Consider the following 14975-nt stretch of genomic DNA (forward strand, 5'->3'; position numbering starts at 1 on the left):
CCGCCCCGCGCCGGTCAGGTCGCGGGACGGGGCCGAGGCGGTCACGCCGGGATCAGTCGTCGCCCTTGGCGCCGGGCGTGTTCTTGGAGACCATCATGAGGAACTCCGCGTTGGACGCGGTGTCCTTGATCTTGTTGGTCAGCAGCTCGAGGGCCTGCTGCTGCTCGAGGCCCGAGAGCACACGACGCAGCTTCCACATGATCTTGATCTCCTCGGCGGAGAGCAGGGCCTCCTCGCGGCGCGTGCCGGACGCGTTGACGTCCACGGCCGGGAAGATGCGGCGCTCGGCGAGCTGGCGGGACAGGCGCAGCTCCATGTTGCCGGTGCCCTTGAACTCCTCGAAGATCACCTCGTCCATGCGCGAGCCGGTCTCGACGAGCGCGGTGGCCAGGATGGTCAGCGAGCCGCCGTTCTCGATGTTGCGGGCGGCGCCGAAGAACTTCTTCGGCGGGTACAGCGCGGAGGAGTCCACGCCGCCGGAGAGGATGCGGCCCGAGGCCGGTGCCGCCAGGTTGTATGCGCGGCCCAGGCGGGTCATGGAGTCGAGGAGCACGACGACGTCGCGGCCCATCTCCACGAGGCGCTTCGCGCGCTCGATGGCGAGCTCGGCCACGGTGGTGTGGTCGTCGGCCGGGCGGTCGAAGGTGGAGGCGATGACCTCGCCGGCCACCGAGCGCTGCATGTCGGTGACCTCCTCGGGACGCTCGTCGACGAGCACCATCATGAGGTGCACCTCGGGGTTGTTCGTGGTGATCGCGTTGGCGATCGACTGCAGCACCATGGTCTTGCCCGCCTTGGGCGGGGAGACGATGAGGCCGCGCTGGCCCTTGCCGATGGGGCTGACCAGGTCGATCACGCGCGGGCCCACGAGCTTGTGGTCCGTCTCCAGGCGCAGGCGCTCCTGCGGGTAGAGCGGCACGAGCTTGGCGAACTCCACGCGGTCCGGGTTCTCCGTGGCGGGCGCGCCGTTCACCGTGGTGATCTTGGCCAGCGCATGGAACTTCTGGCGGTTGCCGCTCACGCTCTGCGAGGGCTTCTCGCCCTCGCGGGGGGCGCGGATCGCACCGACGACGGCGTCACCCTTGCGCAGGCCGTAGCGCTTGACCATGGCCAGCGAGACGTAGACGTCGTTGTTGCCGGGCAGGTAGCCCGAGGTGCGCACGAACGCGTAGTTGTCCAGCACGTCGAGGATGCCGGCCACGGGCTGCAGGACGTCGTCCTCGGTCAGCTCGACCTCGTCCACCTCGGGGTTGTTGCGGCCCCGGCGGGCACGGCCGCGCTCGTTGCGATTGCGACGATTGCGGCGCCCGCCCTCGTCATTGCGGTCCTCGCGGCGGGAACGGCCGGAGCCGCCCTCGGAGCGGTCGCGGCCGCCGTCGTCGCCACGGTCGTTGCGCTCCCGGTCGTTGCTGCGGTCACGATCGCGGTCCCCGCCACGGTCACGATCGCGGTCGTTGCGCTCGCGGTCCCCGCCGCGGTCACGATCGCGGTCGTTGCGCTCGCGGTCCCCGCCACGATCCCGGCCTCGGCCACGTCCGCGGCCGGAGTCCTCGCGGGTGCCCTCACGCCCGCCGCGGTCGTCCTCGCCGGAGGCCGAGGAGTCCTGCTCGCCGCGCTCGGCGGCGCGGTCCTCGCCGGAGGCGGCGTCGGCGTCCTCGGAGCGGCCGCGGGCGTCCTCGTCCCCGGCGCGACGGCGGCCACGGCCCCGACGCTCCTGGCGGGAGTCATCGCCGCGGGTGTCGTCGGCACGGGTGTCCTCGCCGCGGGAGTCGCCGCCACGGGCGGTCTCCACGGCATCCTGCTCGGCGCGCTCGGCGACGGGGGCCGTCTCGACGGAGCCCGAGGACTCCGCGCGGCGGGAGCGGCGGCGGGCCGGACGCTCGGCGGGGGCCTGCTCGGCGTCGCCGGAGGCGGCGGGAGCGGCGGCCGGCGTGTCAGCGGGCTTCTCGACCGGCTTCTCCGCGCGGGCCGCGGCATCGCGGTCGGCGACGGAGCCGCCGCGCTGATGGTCGGAGATCGCGGTCACGAGGTCCGACTTGCGCATGCGCGAGCCGCCCGTGATCCCGAGCTGCGAGGCCAGGGCCTGCAGCTGCGCGAGCTTCAGCGAGGCAAGGCCTCCGCCGGTGGTCGGCGTGGACTGTTCCGTGGATTCGGTCACGAAGGTTCCTTCTCCCTCGACAGCAGCTTCGGAGGCGCGGTGCGCGGTGAGGCTGCAGTGTGCGTCCGGCCGGGCACGCAGTGGTGCCCTGAGAACCGGGTCTGATGGTCTTCCCTGGGGTGGCCCCTCCCCGGCTCGCGCGCAGTCACTGCGTGGCGGAGCGGAGGAGCCGGAACTCGACCGGGCCGGGAGGCGGGGTGGCGACGCGCTCCGTGGATTCCACGGAAGCGGGGTGCCGCGTCCACTCAGCCGGCGGCGGGCTGGCGCGCGATCCTCACGAGGATCCCGCACCGGCGACGAGGCCGTGGGCCGGCCAGGTCAGCCGCGGTGGAGTGCTTCCACCCTAGCACCCTCGGTGGCCACGCCCGGCACCAGCACGCGCCACGCACGGCCCGTCTCCGCCGTCAGCGCACGGGCCGCGGCGGCCGCCTCCTCCCCGGCGCCAGCGCCGTGGGCGAGGACGAGCACGGTGGGACCGGCCCCCGAGACGACCGCGGCGTGGCCGCGGGCGCGCAGCCCGGCCACGAGGGCCGCGCTGTCCGGCATCGCCGCGGCGCGGGCGTCCTGGTGCAGCCAGTCCCGCGTCGCCGGCAGGATCAGTTCGGGCGCGGCGGCGAGCGCGTGGACGAGCAGCGCCGCACGGCCCGCCTGCGCCGCCGCCACCGCGTGCGGCACGGTCGCGGGGAGCGCGGCGCGCGCGGCGTGCGTGGAGAGCTGCACGTCCGGGATCGCGATGACCGGAGTGAGGTCCGGGTGCAGGGTCAGGGGCGCCGTCTCGAAGCCGTCGCCCTCGTCCCGCGTCCATGAGACGGAGGCGCCGCCCGCGAGGGCGGGCGCCACGTTGTCCGGGTGTCCCTCTCGCCGGGCCGTGGCGTCCAGCAGCGCCGCGGTGGGCAGCCGCTCCTCCTCCGGCAGCAGCGCCTCGGCCGCCGCGCACGCCGCCACCACGGCCGCCGCCGAGGACCCGAGCCCCCGCGCATGCGGGATCCGGTTGACGGCGCTCAGGCGCAGCCCCGGCGCCCGGAAGCCGCGGAGCCCGAGGTGCTCGTGGGCCAGGCGAAGGATCAGGTGGCTCCCGTCGGTCGGGAGCGTGCCCGCCCCCTCCCCCGTCACGGATGCCCGGTCCGGGCCGTCCACGACGCTCAGCCGGACCTCGTCCCTCAGCTCGACGGCCAGGCCCAGGGAGTCGAAGCCGGGGCCGATGTTGGCCGACGTCGCCGGGACCGCGACGACGGACTCGGCGCCGACGGGGAGCTCACGCAGCGCAGCCATGCGCTCAGGCGAGCCCGAGGGCGTCGGCCACGGTCACGACGTCGAACGGCACCGAGCGGGGCGTGATGTCGTCGCCCTCCGCCGTCCTGAGGGCCCACTGCGGGTCCTTCAGGCCGTGGCCCGTCACGGTGATGACCCAGGTCTTGCCCGCGGGGACGTCCCCGGCGGCGTGGTGCTTGAGCAGGCCCGCGACGCCCGCGGCGGAGGCCGGCTCCACGAAGACGCCCTCCTTCGAGGACAGCCAGCGGTGCGCCGCGAGGATCTCCTCGTCCGTGACCGAGTCGATCAGGCCGCCGGAGGCGTCACGCGCCGCCGTGGCCATGTCCCACGAGGCCGGGTTGCCGATGCGGATGGCGGTGGCGATCGTGTCCGGATCGGTGACGGGGTGGCCGAGCACGATCGGGGCCGCGCCGGCGGCCTGGAAGCCCCACATCACCGGGGTCTTCGTGGCCACGGCCGGCAGCTCCTCGTCCGAGGTGCCCGGGTGCGGGTTCACGTAGGGGCGGGCGTACTCCTGGTAGCCCTTCCAGTACGCCGTGATGTTGCCGGCGTTGCCGACGGGCAGCAGATGGTAGTCCGGGGCGTCGCCCAGGAAGTCCACGACCTCGAAGGCGCCGGTCTTCTGGCCCTCGATGCGCGCCGGGTTCACCGAGTTCACGAGGAACACGGGGTAGTTCTCGGACAGTTTGCGGGCCACGTCGAGGCAGTCGTCGAAGTTGCCCTGCACCTGGAGGAGCTCGGCGCCGTGCGCGACGGCCTGGGACATCTTGCCCATCGAGATCCGGCCCTCGGGCACGAGGACCGCGCACGTGATGCCGGCCTGGGCCGCGTAGGCCGCGGCCGAGGCGGAGGTGTTGCCGGTGGACGCGCACACCACCGCCTTCGCACCGTTCTCCACGGCGGCGGTGATGGCCATGGTCATGCCGCGGTCCTTGAACGACCCGGTGGGGTTCATGCCCTCGAACTTGACGTACACCTCGCCCTCCACGAGCGCGGAGAGGTGCGGCGCGCGGATGAGCGGGGTGCCGCCCTCCCCCAGCGTGATGACGCGGGTGTCCTCGGTGACGGGCAGGCGGTCGGCGTACTCGCGGATGACTCCGCGCCACTGGTGGGCCATGGTTCAGTTCCCTTCGGCTTTCAGGACGGAGACGACCTCGTGGACGGCGTCCAGGGCGGCGAGCGCGTCCACCGTGGCGTCGAGGTCGCGCTGGCGCGCTCGGTGGGTGATGAGCCGCAGCGAGGCGCCCGGGGCGGCGGCGCGGTCGGACTGCACCTGGCGCAGGGTCTCGAGGGACACGCCGTGCTCCTCGAACACCGCGGCCACCCGCCGCAGCACGCCGGGCTCGTCTGCCACGTGCAGCACCACCATGCAGGAGGTGCTGGCCTCGGCGGCGTCGAGGGCGGGGAGCTGCGCGACGGGGGTGCGCAGCCGCGCCGGGCCGCCGCGCACGATGCGCTGGGCGATCGAGACGACGTCGCCCATCACGGCGGACGCGGTGGGCGCCCCGCCCGCGCCGGGACCGTAGAACATCAGCTGGCCGGCGTTCTCCGCCTCCACGAACACGGCGTTGTACGCGCCCCGCACGGAGGCGAGCGGGTGCTCGCGGGGAAGGAGCGTGGGATGCACGCGCAGCACGGCGCCGGACGTGCCGTCCTCGGCGGTGGCCCGCTCCGCGATCGCCAGCAGCTTGATGACGTAGCCGGCGTCCGCGGCCGCCGCGTTGTCCTCCGCCGTGATCGCGGTGATGCCCTCCACCGCGACGTCGTCCAGCGTGTAGGGCGCGCCGAAGGACAGCGTGGCCAGGATCGCCGCCTTCGCGGCGGCGTCGAGGCCGCCGACGTCGGCGGTGGGGTCCGCCTCCGCGTAGCCCAGGCGCTGCGCCTCGGCGAGGGCGTCCGCGAAGTCCGCGCCCTCGGTGTCCATGCGGTCCAGGATGAAGTTCGTGGTGCCGTTGGCGATGCCCATCACGCGGGTCACGGTGTCGCCCGAGAGCGAGTCACGCAGGGGGCGGAGGATGGGGATGGCGCCGGCCACGGCGGCCTCGAAGCTCAGCTGCGCGCCGGTCTCGGAGGCCAGGGCGAACAGCTCCTCGCCGTGCTGGGCCAGCAGCGCCTTGTTGCCCGTGATCACGGAGGTGCCGGCGGCCAGGGCGCGGCGGATGAGGGTGCGGGCGGGCTCGGTGCCGCCCATCAGCTCGATCACGATGTCCGCGCCGTCCACGAGCGCCTCGGCGTCCGTGGTGTACAGCGCCGGGTCGGCCCGCCAGTCGCGCTCGGCCCCGAGGGAGCGCACCGCGATGCCGGTGAGCTCGAGCGGGGCGCCCACGCGGTCGCGGAGCGCCTCGGCGTCCTCGGTCAGGATGCGCGCCGCCTGGGAGCCCACGGTGCCGCCGCCCAGCAGGGCGACCTTGAGGGGGGCGGGGCCGGATGCCGCGGGGGCGTCCTGTGCAGGGTTCGTCATGCTCGGGTCTCCTCGTTGTGGGGATCCGCCTCGCGGGCGAAGAGGTCGTCCTCGGTCTCGCGCCGGATGATCACCCGGGCGGCGCCCTCGCGCACGGCGACGACCGCCGGGCGCGGCAGCGCGTTGTAGTTCGAGGACATCACGTGGGTGTAGGCGCCGGTGGCGGGCACGGCGAGCAGGTCTCCGCGGCCCAGGTCGGCCGGCAGGTAGACGTCGCGCACCACGATGTCGCCGGACTCGCAGTGCTTGCCCACCACGCGGGAGAGCACCGGCTCGGCCTCCGAGGTGCGGCGCGCCGAGACCGCGGTGTAGTCGGCGTCGTAGAGCACGGGCCGCGGGTTGTCGGACATGCCGCCGTCGACGGCGACGTACCGGCGCGAGGCCGTCCCGCCGTCGGGGGCGTCCGCGTCCACCGTCTTGGTCACGCCCACGGTGTACAGCGTCAGGCCCGCCGGCCCGGAGATCGCGCGGCCGGGCTCGAGCGAGATGCGCGGGCACGCCAGGCCGAGGCGCTCCACCGCCCTCTGCACGTCCGCCGCGAGGGCGTGCGCGATCTCGGCGGCCGGGCGCGGGGAGTCCACCGCGGTGTAGGCGATGCCGTGGCCGCCGCCGAGGTCCAGCTCGCCCAGCTCCACGCCGTGGCGCTCCTTCACCTCGGCCAGGAACGCGAGCACGCGCTCGGCGGCCAGGCCGAAGCCGTCCGCCTCGAAGATCTGCGAGCCGATGTGGCAGTGCACGCCCAGCAGCTCGACGCCCGGCGCCGCCAGGGCGGTCTCCACGGCGACGGCGGCCGGGGAGCGCCCGGCCGCGTTGCCGTCCGCGTCCTGCACGGACGGGGCGAGCGAGAGGCCGAACTTCTGGTCCTCGTGCGCGGTGGCGATGAAGTCGTGCGTGTGGGCGTGCACGCCCGGCGTCAGGCGCAGCATGACCGGGGCGGTGCGGCCCGCGGCCTCCGCGAGCGCGGCGAGGTGCGTCAGCTCGTCCACCGAGTCCACGATGATCCGGCCCACGCCGACCTCGAGGGCACGGCGCAACTCGGCGTCGGACTTGTTGTTGCCGTGCAGGCCGATGTGCGCGGGGTCGACGCCGGCGCGCAGGGCGATGGCCAGCTCGCCGCCCGAGGCGGTGTCCACGCGCAGCCCCTCCTCGGCGGCCCACCGGGCGGTGGAGACCGTGAGGAAGGACTTGCCGGCGTAGTACACGTCCGCTCCCCCGCAGAGCTCGCGGAACGCGGCGTCGAAGCCGTCGCGGAAGGCGCGGGCGCGAGCACGGAAGTCGTCCTCGTCGATCACGAGCAGCGGGGTGCCGAACTGCTCGGCGAGCGCCGAGGCGGCGATCCCCTGCACCGTCAGCTCGCCGGAGGCGTCGCGGTCCACGCCGGCGGCCCACAGGACGGGCTCGAGGCGGTCCGGATCCCCGGGCGCAGGCAGCCAGGCGGGGGCCAACGGGGAGGCGGCGATGGCGCCGTCGTTCGTCGTCGCCATCCGCGCGCTCACATCGTCTCCGGCGCGGACACGCCGAGCAGGCCGAGGCCGTTGGCCAGCACCGTGGTAGTGGCGTCGTTCAGCCACAGGCGGGTGCGGTTCAGCGTCTCGACGGGACGGGGCGTGCCGTCGTCGGTGGGCAGCGGCACGATCCGGCACGCGGCGTACCACGCGTGGTACGCGCCGGCGATCACCTCGAGGTGCCGGGCCACGCGGTGCGGCTCCCGCAGGCGCGCCGCGGACGCGACGACGGCGGGGAACTCCGCCAGCTGGGCCAGGAGCTCGGACTCGGTCTCGTGGGTGAGCAGGGCGCCGTCGAACTCCGTGCGCTCCACGCCGTGGGCCACGGCCGTGCGCGCCGCGCCGCGGGTGCGGGCGTGGGCGTACTGCACGTAGTACACGGGGTTGTCGTTGGTGTTCGAGCGCAGCTTCTCGGGGTCGATCGTGATGGGCGAGTCGGCCGGGTAGCGCGCCAGGTCGTAGCGCAGCGCGTCCTTGCCGAGCCACTCGACGAGGTCCTTGAGCTCGATGATGTTGCCCGCGCGCTTGGAGAGCTTCGCTCCGTTCACCGAGATGAGCTGGCCGATGAGGATCTCGATGTTCTTCGCGGCGTCGTCGCCGGCGGCGGAGGCGATCGCCTTGAGGCGGTTCACGTAGCCGTGGTGGTCGGCGCCGAGCAGGTAGACCTTCTCCTCGAAGCCGCGGTCCCGCTTGTCCAGGTAGTAGGCGGCGTCGGCGGCGAAGTACGTGGGCTCGCCGTTCGCGCGGATGAGCACGCGGTCCTTGTCGTCGCCGAAGTCGGTGGTCTTCAGCCACACGGCGCCCTCGCGGTCCTCGATGTGCCCCTGCTCGCGCAGACGGGCGACGGCGGACTGGATGGCGCCGGACTCGTGGAGGGTCCGCTCCGAGGTGAAGACGTCGAAGTGCACGCCGAACGCGGTGAGGGTGTCCTTGATGTCCTGCATCTGCAGCCGGTAGGCGGTCTCGCGGACCACGGGGCGAGCAGCCTCGTCCGTCAGCTCGCGCACATCCGGGTGCTCGGCGAGGACGGCGTCGGCGAGGTCCTTGACGTAGCCGCCCGGGTAGCCGCCCTCCGGCACGTCGCGGCCGTGGAGGCGCGCGAGGACCGAGTCGGCGAAGACGTTCATCTGGTTGCCGGCGTCGTTGACGTAGTACTCGGCGGTGACGTCCGCGCCCGAGGCGCGCAGCAGGCGGGCGATCGCGTCGCCGAGCGCGGCCCAGCGGGTGTGGCCGATGTGCAGGGGGCCCGTGGGATTGGCGGAGACGAACTCCATGTTCACCACGTGGCCGGTCAACGCCGTGTTCCGGCCGTAGGACTCGCCGGCCTCGACGATCTGGCGGGCCAGCTCGCCCGCGGCGGCGGCGTCCAGGGTGATGTTCAGGAAGCCCGGGCCGGCGACGTCCACGGAGGCGATGCCCTCGGCGGCGGCGAGGCGCTCGGAGAGCAGGGCGGCGAACTCCCGCGGGGCCATCCCGGCCTTCTTGCCCAGCTGCAGCGCCGCGTTGGTGGCCCAGTCGCCGTGCTCGCGGCTGCGGGGTCGCTCCACCTTCACCCGCTCGGGGGTGATCTCGGCGCGCAGGTCGGACGGCAGATCACCGGCGTCGACGGCGGCGTTGAGGACGGCGGACAGCAGGGCGGAGAGGTCTTCGGGCTTCACCCGGGCAAGTCTAGTTTGGCGGCGGGCGCCGTCCGCGCGGGTGAAGGCGGGAGACCCGCCGGGCCGGCCGGACCCATGGTGTAGTGTTGGGGAGTCCGCCGCGCGATCGACTCAGCCGCGCGTGCGCACCCCCGCCTCCGTAGCTCAGGGGATAGAGCGTCTGCCTCCGGAGCAGAAGGTCGTAGGTTCGAATCCTATCGGGGGCACCAGCCACGGGCGGCCACCACACGGTGGCCGCCCGTCGTCGTCCCCGCCCCGCCGGCATCGTGAGAACCTGGAGCAATGCCCCAGGTCACATCCGCCAGCCCAGTCCCGACCCCGACGTCGGAGCCCGAGTCCGCCCTGCGCCCCACCTCGGCGCTCGGGATCGCCGCCACGTTCATCGGCACCACGATCGGCGCCGGCTACGCCTCCGGCAACGAGATCCTGCAGTACTTCGTGAGCTTCGGGCTCTGGGGCGGCACGGGGGCGCTCATCATCGCGGGCGCCCTCTTCTTCCTGCTCTCGGCCATCGTGCTGCGCCTGGCGCAGACGCTGCGCACCACGGACATCCACCGGCTCGTGAACCCCACGACCTCGCGCATCCCCACGTGGTTCGCGGACCTGTGCATCACCGCGTCCCTGCTCGGCACGCTCGTGATCATGCTGGCCGGTGCCGGCGCGGCGGTGCAGACCTCCTTCGGCCTGCCGCACCTCGTGGGGTCCCTGCTCATGGCGGGCGTCTGCGTCGTCACCGTGCTGGCCGGCATCAGCGGACTCGTGAAGGTCCAGGGGATCGTGGTGCCCCTGATCATCGTCGTCGCCGTCGGCGTCGCGTGGTGGGGGCTCGCGCACCCCGCTCCCCCCGTGGCCGACGTCGCCGCGCTGGTGACCTCGTCCCCGCTGATCAACCAGTGGTGGATCTCCGGCATCCTCTACGTGGCGTTCAACGTCCAGCTCGCCTACGCCGTGCTGGCGCCGATCGGCAAGGAGAGCTCCTCGTCCGGCCGCACCCTCGTCGCCGGTGCCGGGCTCGGGGCGGGCGGACTCGTGGTCATGGCCGGCGCCATCATGGTCGCGATGAGCGCCCACGCGGACCTCATCGGCCGCGCCGAGCTTCCCATGGTGGAGCTCGCCGCCATGATCGGCGGCTGGGCCGCCCTCCTGTACACGGTCATCCTCCTGCTCGCCCAGTTCACGACGGCGGTCTCCTGCCTGTACGGCGGCGTGGAGCGCCTGAAGATGCTCAGCAGCCTCCAGGCCGTGCCGGGCTGGGCGATCGCCGTCGCGACGGCAATCGCGGCCACCCTGCTCTCGAGCGTCGGCTTCTCCCAGCTCGTGGGCACCGTCTACCCCGTGCTCGGCTACGCGGGCATCGTGATCGTGGTGATGCTCGTCATCACCGGGATCATCGAGCGGACGACGGTCCGCCGCCGGGCGGCGCGGGCCGCCCGCACCTGAGCCTCGCCACGGCGTCGACGCTCAGTCCCCCTCCCGCTCCCACGCCGCGTACCCGCCGGACAGGGAGAGCACCCGGCCGGTCAGCTCGGGTCGGGCGGCGAGGATGAGGTCCCGGGCCTTCGCGGAGCGCACCCCGGCGGCGCAGTGCAGCACCCAGCGTGCCGGCTCGCCGTCCCCCGCGCGCGCCAGGCCTGCCGCAGGATCCCGTTCGATCGCCCCGAGCGGCACGTGGACCGAGCCCTCGATGGCGCCGAGCCGGCGCTCCCAGTCCTCGCGCACGTCCACCACCACGACGTCGCCGCCCGGCTCGGCCAGCGCCCGCGCCAGCGCCGCGGCCGAGACCGCCTCCCCCGCCGACGGGGCCGCGCAGCCGACGTCGCCGCGGGCGGCCCGGTGCGCGTCCAGCGAGGTCACGGGCGAGCGGTCCGGATCCGGGGCGAGGGCCAGCGTGGTGAACCGCATGGTCAGCGCGTCGACGGTCAGGAGGCGCCCGAGGAGCGTCTCCCCCACGCCGGCCAGGTGCTTGATCGCCTCCGCCGCCATGAGCGTGCCGATGATCCCCGGCAGGACGCCGAGCACCCCCGCCTGCGCACACGTGGGGACATCGCCGGGCTCCGGCGGCTCGGGGAACAGGTCGCGGTAGACGGGGCCGTGGCCGGCATGGAACACGCTCACCTGCCCGGAGAAGCGCAGGATCGCGCCCCACACCACCGGCACGCCGAGGATCTCGCACGCGTCGGCCACGAGGTAGCGGGTGGCGAAGGTGTCCGTCCCGTCGACGACGAGGTCCACCGCGCCGACCAGCTCCAGCGCGTTCTGCGCCGTGAGGCGCTCGCGGTGCTCCACGACGCGCAGCTCGGGGTGCAGCGCGCGCATGCGGGCGGCGGCCGAGGCGGTCTTCGGCCGCCCGAGGACGTCCTCGCCGTGGATGACCTGGCGGTGCAGGTTCGAGCGCTCGACGACGTCGTCGTCGATCACGTGGACCTCCCCCACCCCGGCCGCGGCCAGGTAGGTGAGCACGGGCGCACCGAGGCCGCCGGCTCCCACCACCAGCACGCGCGAGCGCAGCAGCGCGAGCTGGGCCTCGGGGCCGAAGCCCTCCAGGGCGATCTGCCGAGAGAAGCGCTCGAGCTGCGTGTCGGCGAGCTCGTCGAGGCCCTGCGGGGCGCGGCGCTCGCGGGGGTCCGCGGCGCTCACCTCACCACCACCCCGTCCGGTCGTCGCCCTCGCCCACGGGGGCGATCCGCCCGGCCATCGGCGAGGACGCCGTGGCGAGCGCACGCGGCGGGATGCGCCCGGCGTGGGCGGCCTCCCAGCCGGACTCGACCGCGAGCGCGAGCGCCCGGGCCATGCGCGCCGGATGCGCGGCGCGCGTGATGGCGGACGCGGCCAGGACGGCGTCGCACCCGGCCTCCATCGCGAGGACCGCGTCCGAGGCGGTGCCCACGCCGGCGTCGAGGATGATCGGCACGGACGCGCGCTCGCAGATCAGCTCGAGGGAGTGGCGGTTGAGGATGCCCAGGCCGCTGCCGATCGGCGAGCCGAGCGGCATGACGGCGGCCGCGCCCGCCTGCTCGAGGCGCCGCGCGGCCACGGGGTCGTCCGAGGTGTAGGCCAGCACGGTGAAGCCGTCGGCGACGAGCCGCTCGGTGGCCTCGAGGGTCTCGACGACGTCGGGCAGCAAGGTGCGCTCGTCGGCGATCACCTCCACCTTGACCATGTCCGTCTCGAGCGCCTCGCGGGCCAGCTGCGCGGTGAGGACGGCATCGCGCGCCGTGTGGCAGCCCGCCGTGTTGGGGAGCACCGCGATGCCGAGACGGTCCAGCAGCGGGATCACGCCCGAGCCCCCGCCCACGGCGTGGCGGCGCATGGCGACGGTCGTGAGCGTGATGCCCGAGGCGACCAGGGCGGCCTCGAGCGCGGCGAGGTCCGTGATGCCGCCCGTGCCCATGATGAGGCGCGAGCCGATCTCGCGACCGCCGACGGTGAGGGGCGGGACGACGTCCGGTGCTCCCACGCGCTCAGCCACCCTGCACCGCCGTCACGATCTCGAGACGCGCACCGGCCTCGGGCACGGTGGCGTCCCAGCGGGAGCGCGGCACGACGGCCTCGTCCACCGCGACCGCGACGCCGAGCCGTCCGCCGTCGGCGGCCGTGCCGTCGGGGCGGATCTCGCGGCCGGTCAGCTGCGCGACCACCGCGAGGAGGGAGAGCGGCGCGTCGAACGCTCTAACCTCGCCGTTGACCGTCAGGGTGTGCGGGCTCATGCGGGGACCTCCTGCGTGGGGGCGGGGGACGACTCGGTGGACGGCGCCGAGATGGCGAAGCGGTCGGGGCGGACGAGGTCGAGCAGCCCCTCGTCGTCGGCGGTCCAGGCGGGGCCGGCCCCGCCTGGCCTGCCCGGCTCCCCCGCCGCCCGGCGAACCAGCTCCAGCGCGGCGTGCGCCGACCACGCCGCGAGCAGCACCCCGTGCCGGTGGTGGCCGGTGCCGACGATCACGCGGGGCGCATCCGGCAGCGGGCCGAGGAACGGGGCGTCGTCGGGGCTGCCGGGGCGGGCGCGCGTGGTGACCTCCTCGAGCAGGCAGTCCCGGATGGCGGGCAGGATGCGGGCGGCGTCCTCGAGGAGGTCGAGCACGGCGCCGGCGGGGGTGCCGGCCTCGCGGTCCTCGCGGCTCGTCGCGCCGAGCACGAGCCCGCCGCCCGCGCGCGGGACGAGGTACACGGGCCGTCCGCCCACCAGAGCGCGCACGGTCCGGCTGAGCAGGTGCTCCTCTCCCGGGGCCAGCAGGGACGCCGGCACCCGCAGGCGCAGGATGTCCCCGTGCACGGGGCGCAGCGGCAGGGGCAGGGCGGCGGGGTCGCCCCCGAGCGCGGCGTGGCCGAGCCCCGCGGCCAGCACGGCGACGTCGGCGGTGATCGGCTGCGCGGTCCCGGCACACCCGGCGGTGGTCACCTCCACCTCCTCGCCCACCTGGTGCACCGTCACGGCACGGGCGGGGACCAGGTGCACGCCGTCGTCGGCGGCGAGGCGCGTCAGGGCCGCGGCACGGGCCCGGCGGGGGTCGAGCTGATCGTCGTCGGGGGCGTCGAGGGCGCCGGCGAGGGCGGGTGAGAGGGCCGGCTCGGCGCGGCGCAGCGCCGCGACCGTCACCGGGGCGACGGGACGCGGCAGCCGCAGGGCGGTGCCGGGCTCCGCGGCGGGGGCCTGATCCGCGCCCGCGGCGTCGACGGACGAGAGCGTCTCGCGCCAGCGCCGCGCGTCGGCGGGCTCGGCGCCCACGAGCCACGCACCCTCCACGCGGTGGCCCGCGGAGGCGCCACCGGCCTCGATCCGGGCGACGAGGTCGCCGGTGAGCGCCCAGGACCGGGCGAGGAGCGCGCCGAGCCCGGACTGCGAGTACTGGGTCTCCCCGAGCGGGGCGAGCATGCCGGCCGCGGCGTGGGTGGCGGCGTCGCCGACGGCGGGCGCGTCCAGGTCCGGGGCGATCACGGTCACCTCGTGGCCGGCGTCCCGCAGGCGCACGGCCGTCGCGAGGCCGACGATCCCGGCCCCCACCACCACGCAGCGCATGGGCTCCTCCTCACGGCGGCATGATCCGCATCGAGTCTGATGGTCGGCGCGCCCCGCGCGTGCGCGGACTGCGTCCCTCTCAGCCCGCTGTGGCGCGGGCTCCCATGGATGCCGCCCAGCATACGCCCGGTGGGCGGACGTGGCAGGGTGGGCGCATGCCGCACCGCCCCGCCGCCCTCGCCACGCGCTCCGAGCGCGCCCGCCGCCTCGCGGGCGCCCGCCTGTACGTCTGCACGGACCTCTCCCGCCACGTCCGCGACGACGGCGCCCTCGACGCCGGCGCGTTCGCCGCCTTCGCGGCCGCGTGCTTCCGCGGCGGCGTGGACGCCCTGCAGGTGCGGGACAAGCGGGTCGAGGTGGGCGTCGAGCTCGAGGCCCTGGCGATCGTGGTGGAGCTGGCGCGCGAGCACGGGGCGCTGTCCGCCGCGAACGACCGGGCCGATGTCGCACTCCTGGCCGGCGTGGACGTGTTCCACGCGGGCCAGGACGACCTGACGAGCACGCAGGCGAGGCGCGTGCTCGGCCCCGAGGTGCTGCTCGGGCGGTCCTGCCGCACCGAGGAGCAGGTGCGCGGGGCCGCGGCCGATCCGGAGCTGGACTACTTCTGCACCGGGCCGGTGTGGGAGACGCCGACCAAGCCCGGCCGGGCCGCCGTGGGGCTCGCTCTGCCGCGGTTCGCGGCGGAGATCACCGCCCCCGGCGGCGAGGCGGCGGGACGTGTGTTCTTCGCGATCGGCGGGATCGACGAGGACCGTGTGCCCGCGGTGCTGGGCACGGGCGCCGAGCGGATCGTGGTGGTGCGGGCCGTGACCGGCGCCGACGATCCGGAGGCGGCGGCGCGGAGTCTGCGTGCGGCGGTCACGGGCTGACGCTGCCGCGCCCGGGTGGGAGCGGCGCGGCAGCGCCG

General features: G+C 75.0%; 12 protein-coding genes, 1 tRNA gene and 1 riboswitch. Of the genes, 3 read left to right on the top strand and 10 right to left on the bottom strand.

Translation table 11 applies throughout. The annotated features are described in order from the left end of the window. Positions 1-52: 52 nt before the first annotated feature. The 6 genes from rho to argS all read right to left on the bottom strand — a co-directional run bounded on the left by rho (position 53) and on the right by argS (position 9054). Complete coding sequence (gene rho, locus KZX60_RS01025; protein ID WP_248115170.1) at positions 53-2158, bottom strand: transcription termination factor Rho; 2106 nt, start codon at positions 2156-2158, stop codon at positions 53-55. A gap of 318 nt (positions 2159-2476) precedes the next feature. Then, complete coding sequence (gene thrB, locus KZX60_RS01030) at positions 2477-3430, bottom strand: homoserine kinase (RefSeq protein ID WP_248115171.1); 954 nt, start codon at positions 3428-3430, stop codon at positions 2477-2479. Between the two features lie 4 nt (positions 3431-3434). Next, positions 3435-4547 (bottom strand): threonine synthase, encoded by a 1113-nt coding sequence (gene thrC / locus KZX60_RS01035; protein ID WP_248115172.1) that lies wholly within the window; start codon positions 4545-4547, stop codon positions 3435-3437. Positions 4548-4550: 3 nt separating this feature from the next. Beyond that, the gene (locus KZX60_RS01040) at positions 4551-5891 is read right to left on the bottom strand and encodes a homoserine dehydrogenase (protein ID WP_248115173.1); all 1341 of its coding nucleotides are present in this window, start codon (positions 5889-5891) and stop codon (positions 4551-4553) included. Beyond that, positions 5888-7375, bottom strand: a complete 1488-nt coding sequence (gene lysA / locus KZX60_RS01045; RefSeq protein ID WP_248115174.1) for a diaminopimelate decarboxylase — start codon at positions 7373-7375, stop codon at positions 5888-5890. The genes KZX60_RS01040 and lysA overlap by 4 nt, the downstream gene beginning before the upstream one ends. An 8-nt stretch (positions 7376-7383) precedes the next feature. Next, a complete protein-coding gene (gene argS, locus KZX60_RS01050; protein WP_248115175.1) occupies positions 7384-9054 on the bottom strand; it encodes an arginine--tRNA ligase in 1671 nt (556 codons plus the stop codon). 133 nt (positions 9055-9187) lie between these two features. Here argS and KZX60_RS01055 point away from each other — a divergent pair. Then, a tRNA-Arg gene (locus KZX60_RS01055) sits at positions 9188-9263 on the top strand. A 73-nt stretch (positions 9264-9336) separates the two neighbouring features. Continuing rightward, the gene (locus KZX60_RS01060; RefSeq protein ID WP_248115176.1) at positions 9337-10494 is read left to right on the top strand and encodes a hypothetical protein; all 1158 of its coding nucleotides are present in this window, start codon (positions 9337-9339) and stop codon (positions 10492-10494) included. A gap of 21 nt (positions 10495-10515) precedes the next feature. On the opposite strand, the gene moeB is transcribed toward KZX60_RS01060, so the two are convergent. Genes moeB through KZX60_RS01080 form a run of 4 tightly spaced genes read right to left on the bottom strand, consistent with a single transcriptional unit; the run spans position 10516 to position 14068 of the window. Further along, positions 10516-11691, bottom strand: a complete 1176-nt coding sequence (gene moeB / locus KZX60_RS12055; RefSeq protein ID WP_248115177.1) for a molybdopterin-synthase adenylyltransferase MoeB — start codon at positions 11689-11691, stop codon at positions 10516-10518. A 1-nt stretch (position 11692) separates the two neighbouring features. Then, the gene (locus KZX60_RS01070) at positions 11693-12511 is read right to left on the bottom strand and encodes a thiazole synthase (RefSeq protein WP_348983885.1); all 819 of its coding nucleotides are present in this window, start codon (positions 12509-12511) and stop codon (positions 11693-11695) included. Between the two features lie 4 nt (positions 12512-12515). Beyond that, complete coding sequence (gene thiS, locus KZX60_RS01075) at positions 12516-12761, bottom strand: sulfur carrier protein ThiS (protein ID WP_248115178.1); 246 nt, start codon at positions 12759-12761, stop codon at positions 12516-12518. After that, the gene (locus KZX60_RS01080) at positions 12758-14068 is read right to left on the bottom strand and encodes an FAD-dependent oxidoreductase (protein ID WP_248115179.1); all 1311 of its coding nucleotides are present in this window, start codon (positions 14066-14068) and stop codon (positions 12758-12760) included. The genes thiS and KZX60_RS01080 overlap by 4 nt, the downstream gene beginning before the upstream one ends. Positions 14069-14072: 4 nt before the next feature. After that, positions 14073-14177: riboswitch (TPP riboswitch) on the bottom strand. A gap of 46 nt (positions 14178-14223) precedes the next feature. Here KZX60_RS01080 and KZX60_RS01085 point away from each other — a divergent pair. Beyond that, positions 14224-14937, top strand: a complete 714-nt coding sequence (locus tag KZX60_RS01085; RefSeq protein ID WP_248115180.1) for a thiamine phosphate synthase — start codon at positions 14224-14226, stop codon at positions 14935-14937. Positions 14938-14975 lie beyond the last annotated feature (38 nt).

Source organism: Micrococcus sp. EYE_212, from assembly GCF_023147585.1.
GTDB lineage: Bacteria > Actinomycetota > Actinomycetes > Actinomycetales > Micrococcaceae > Micrococcus.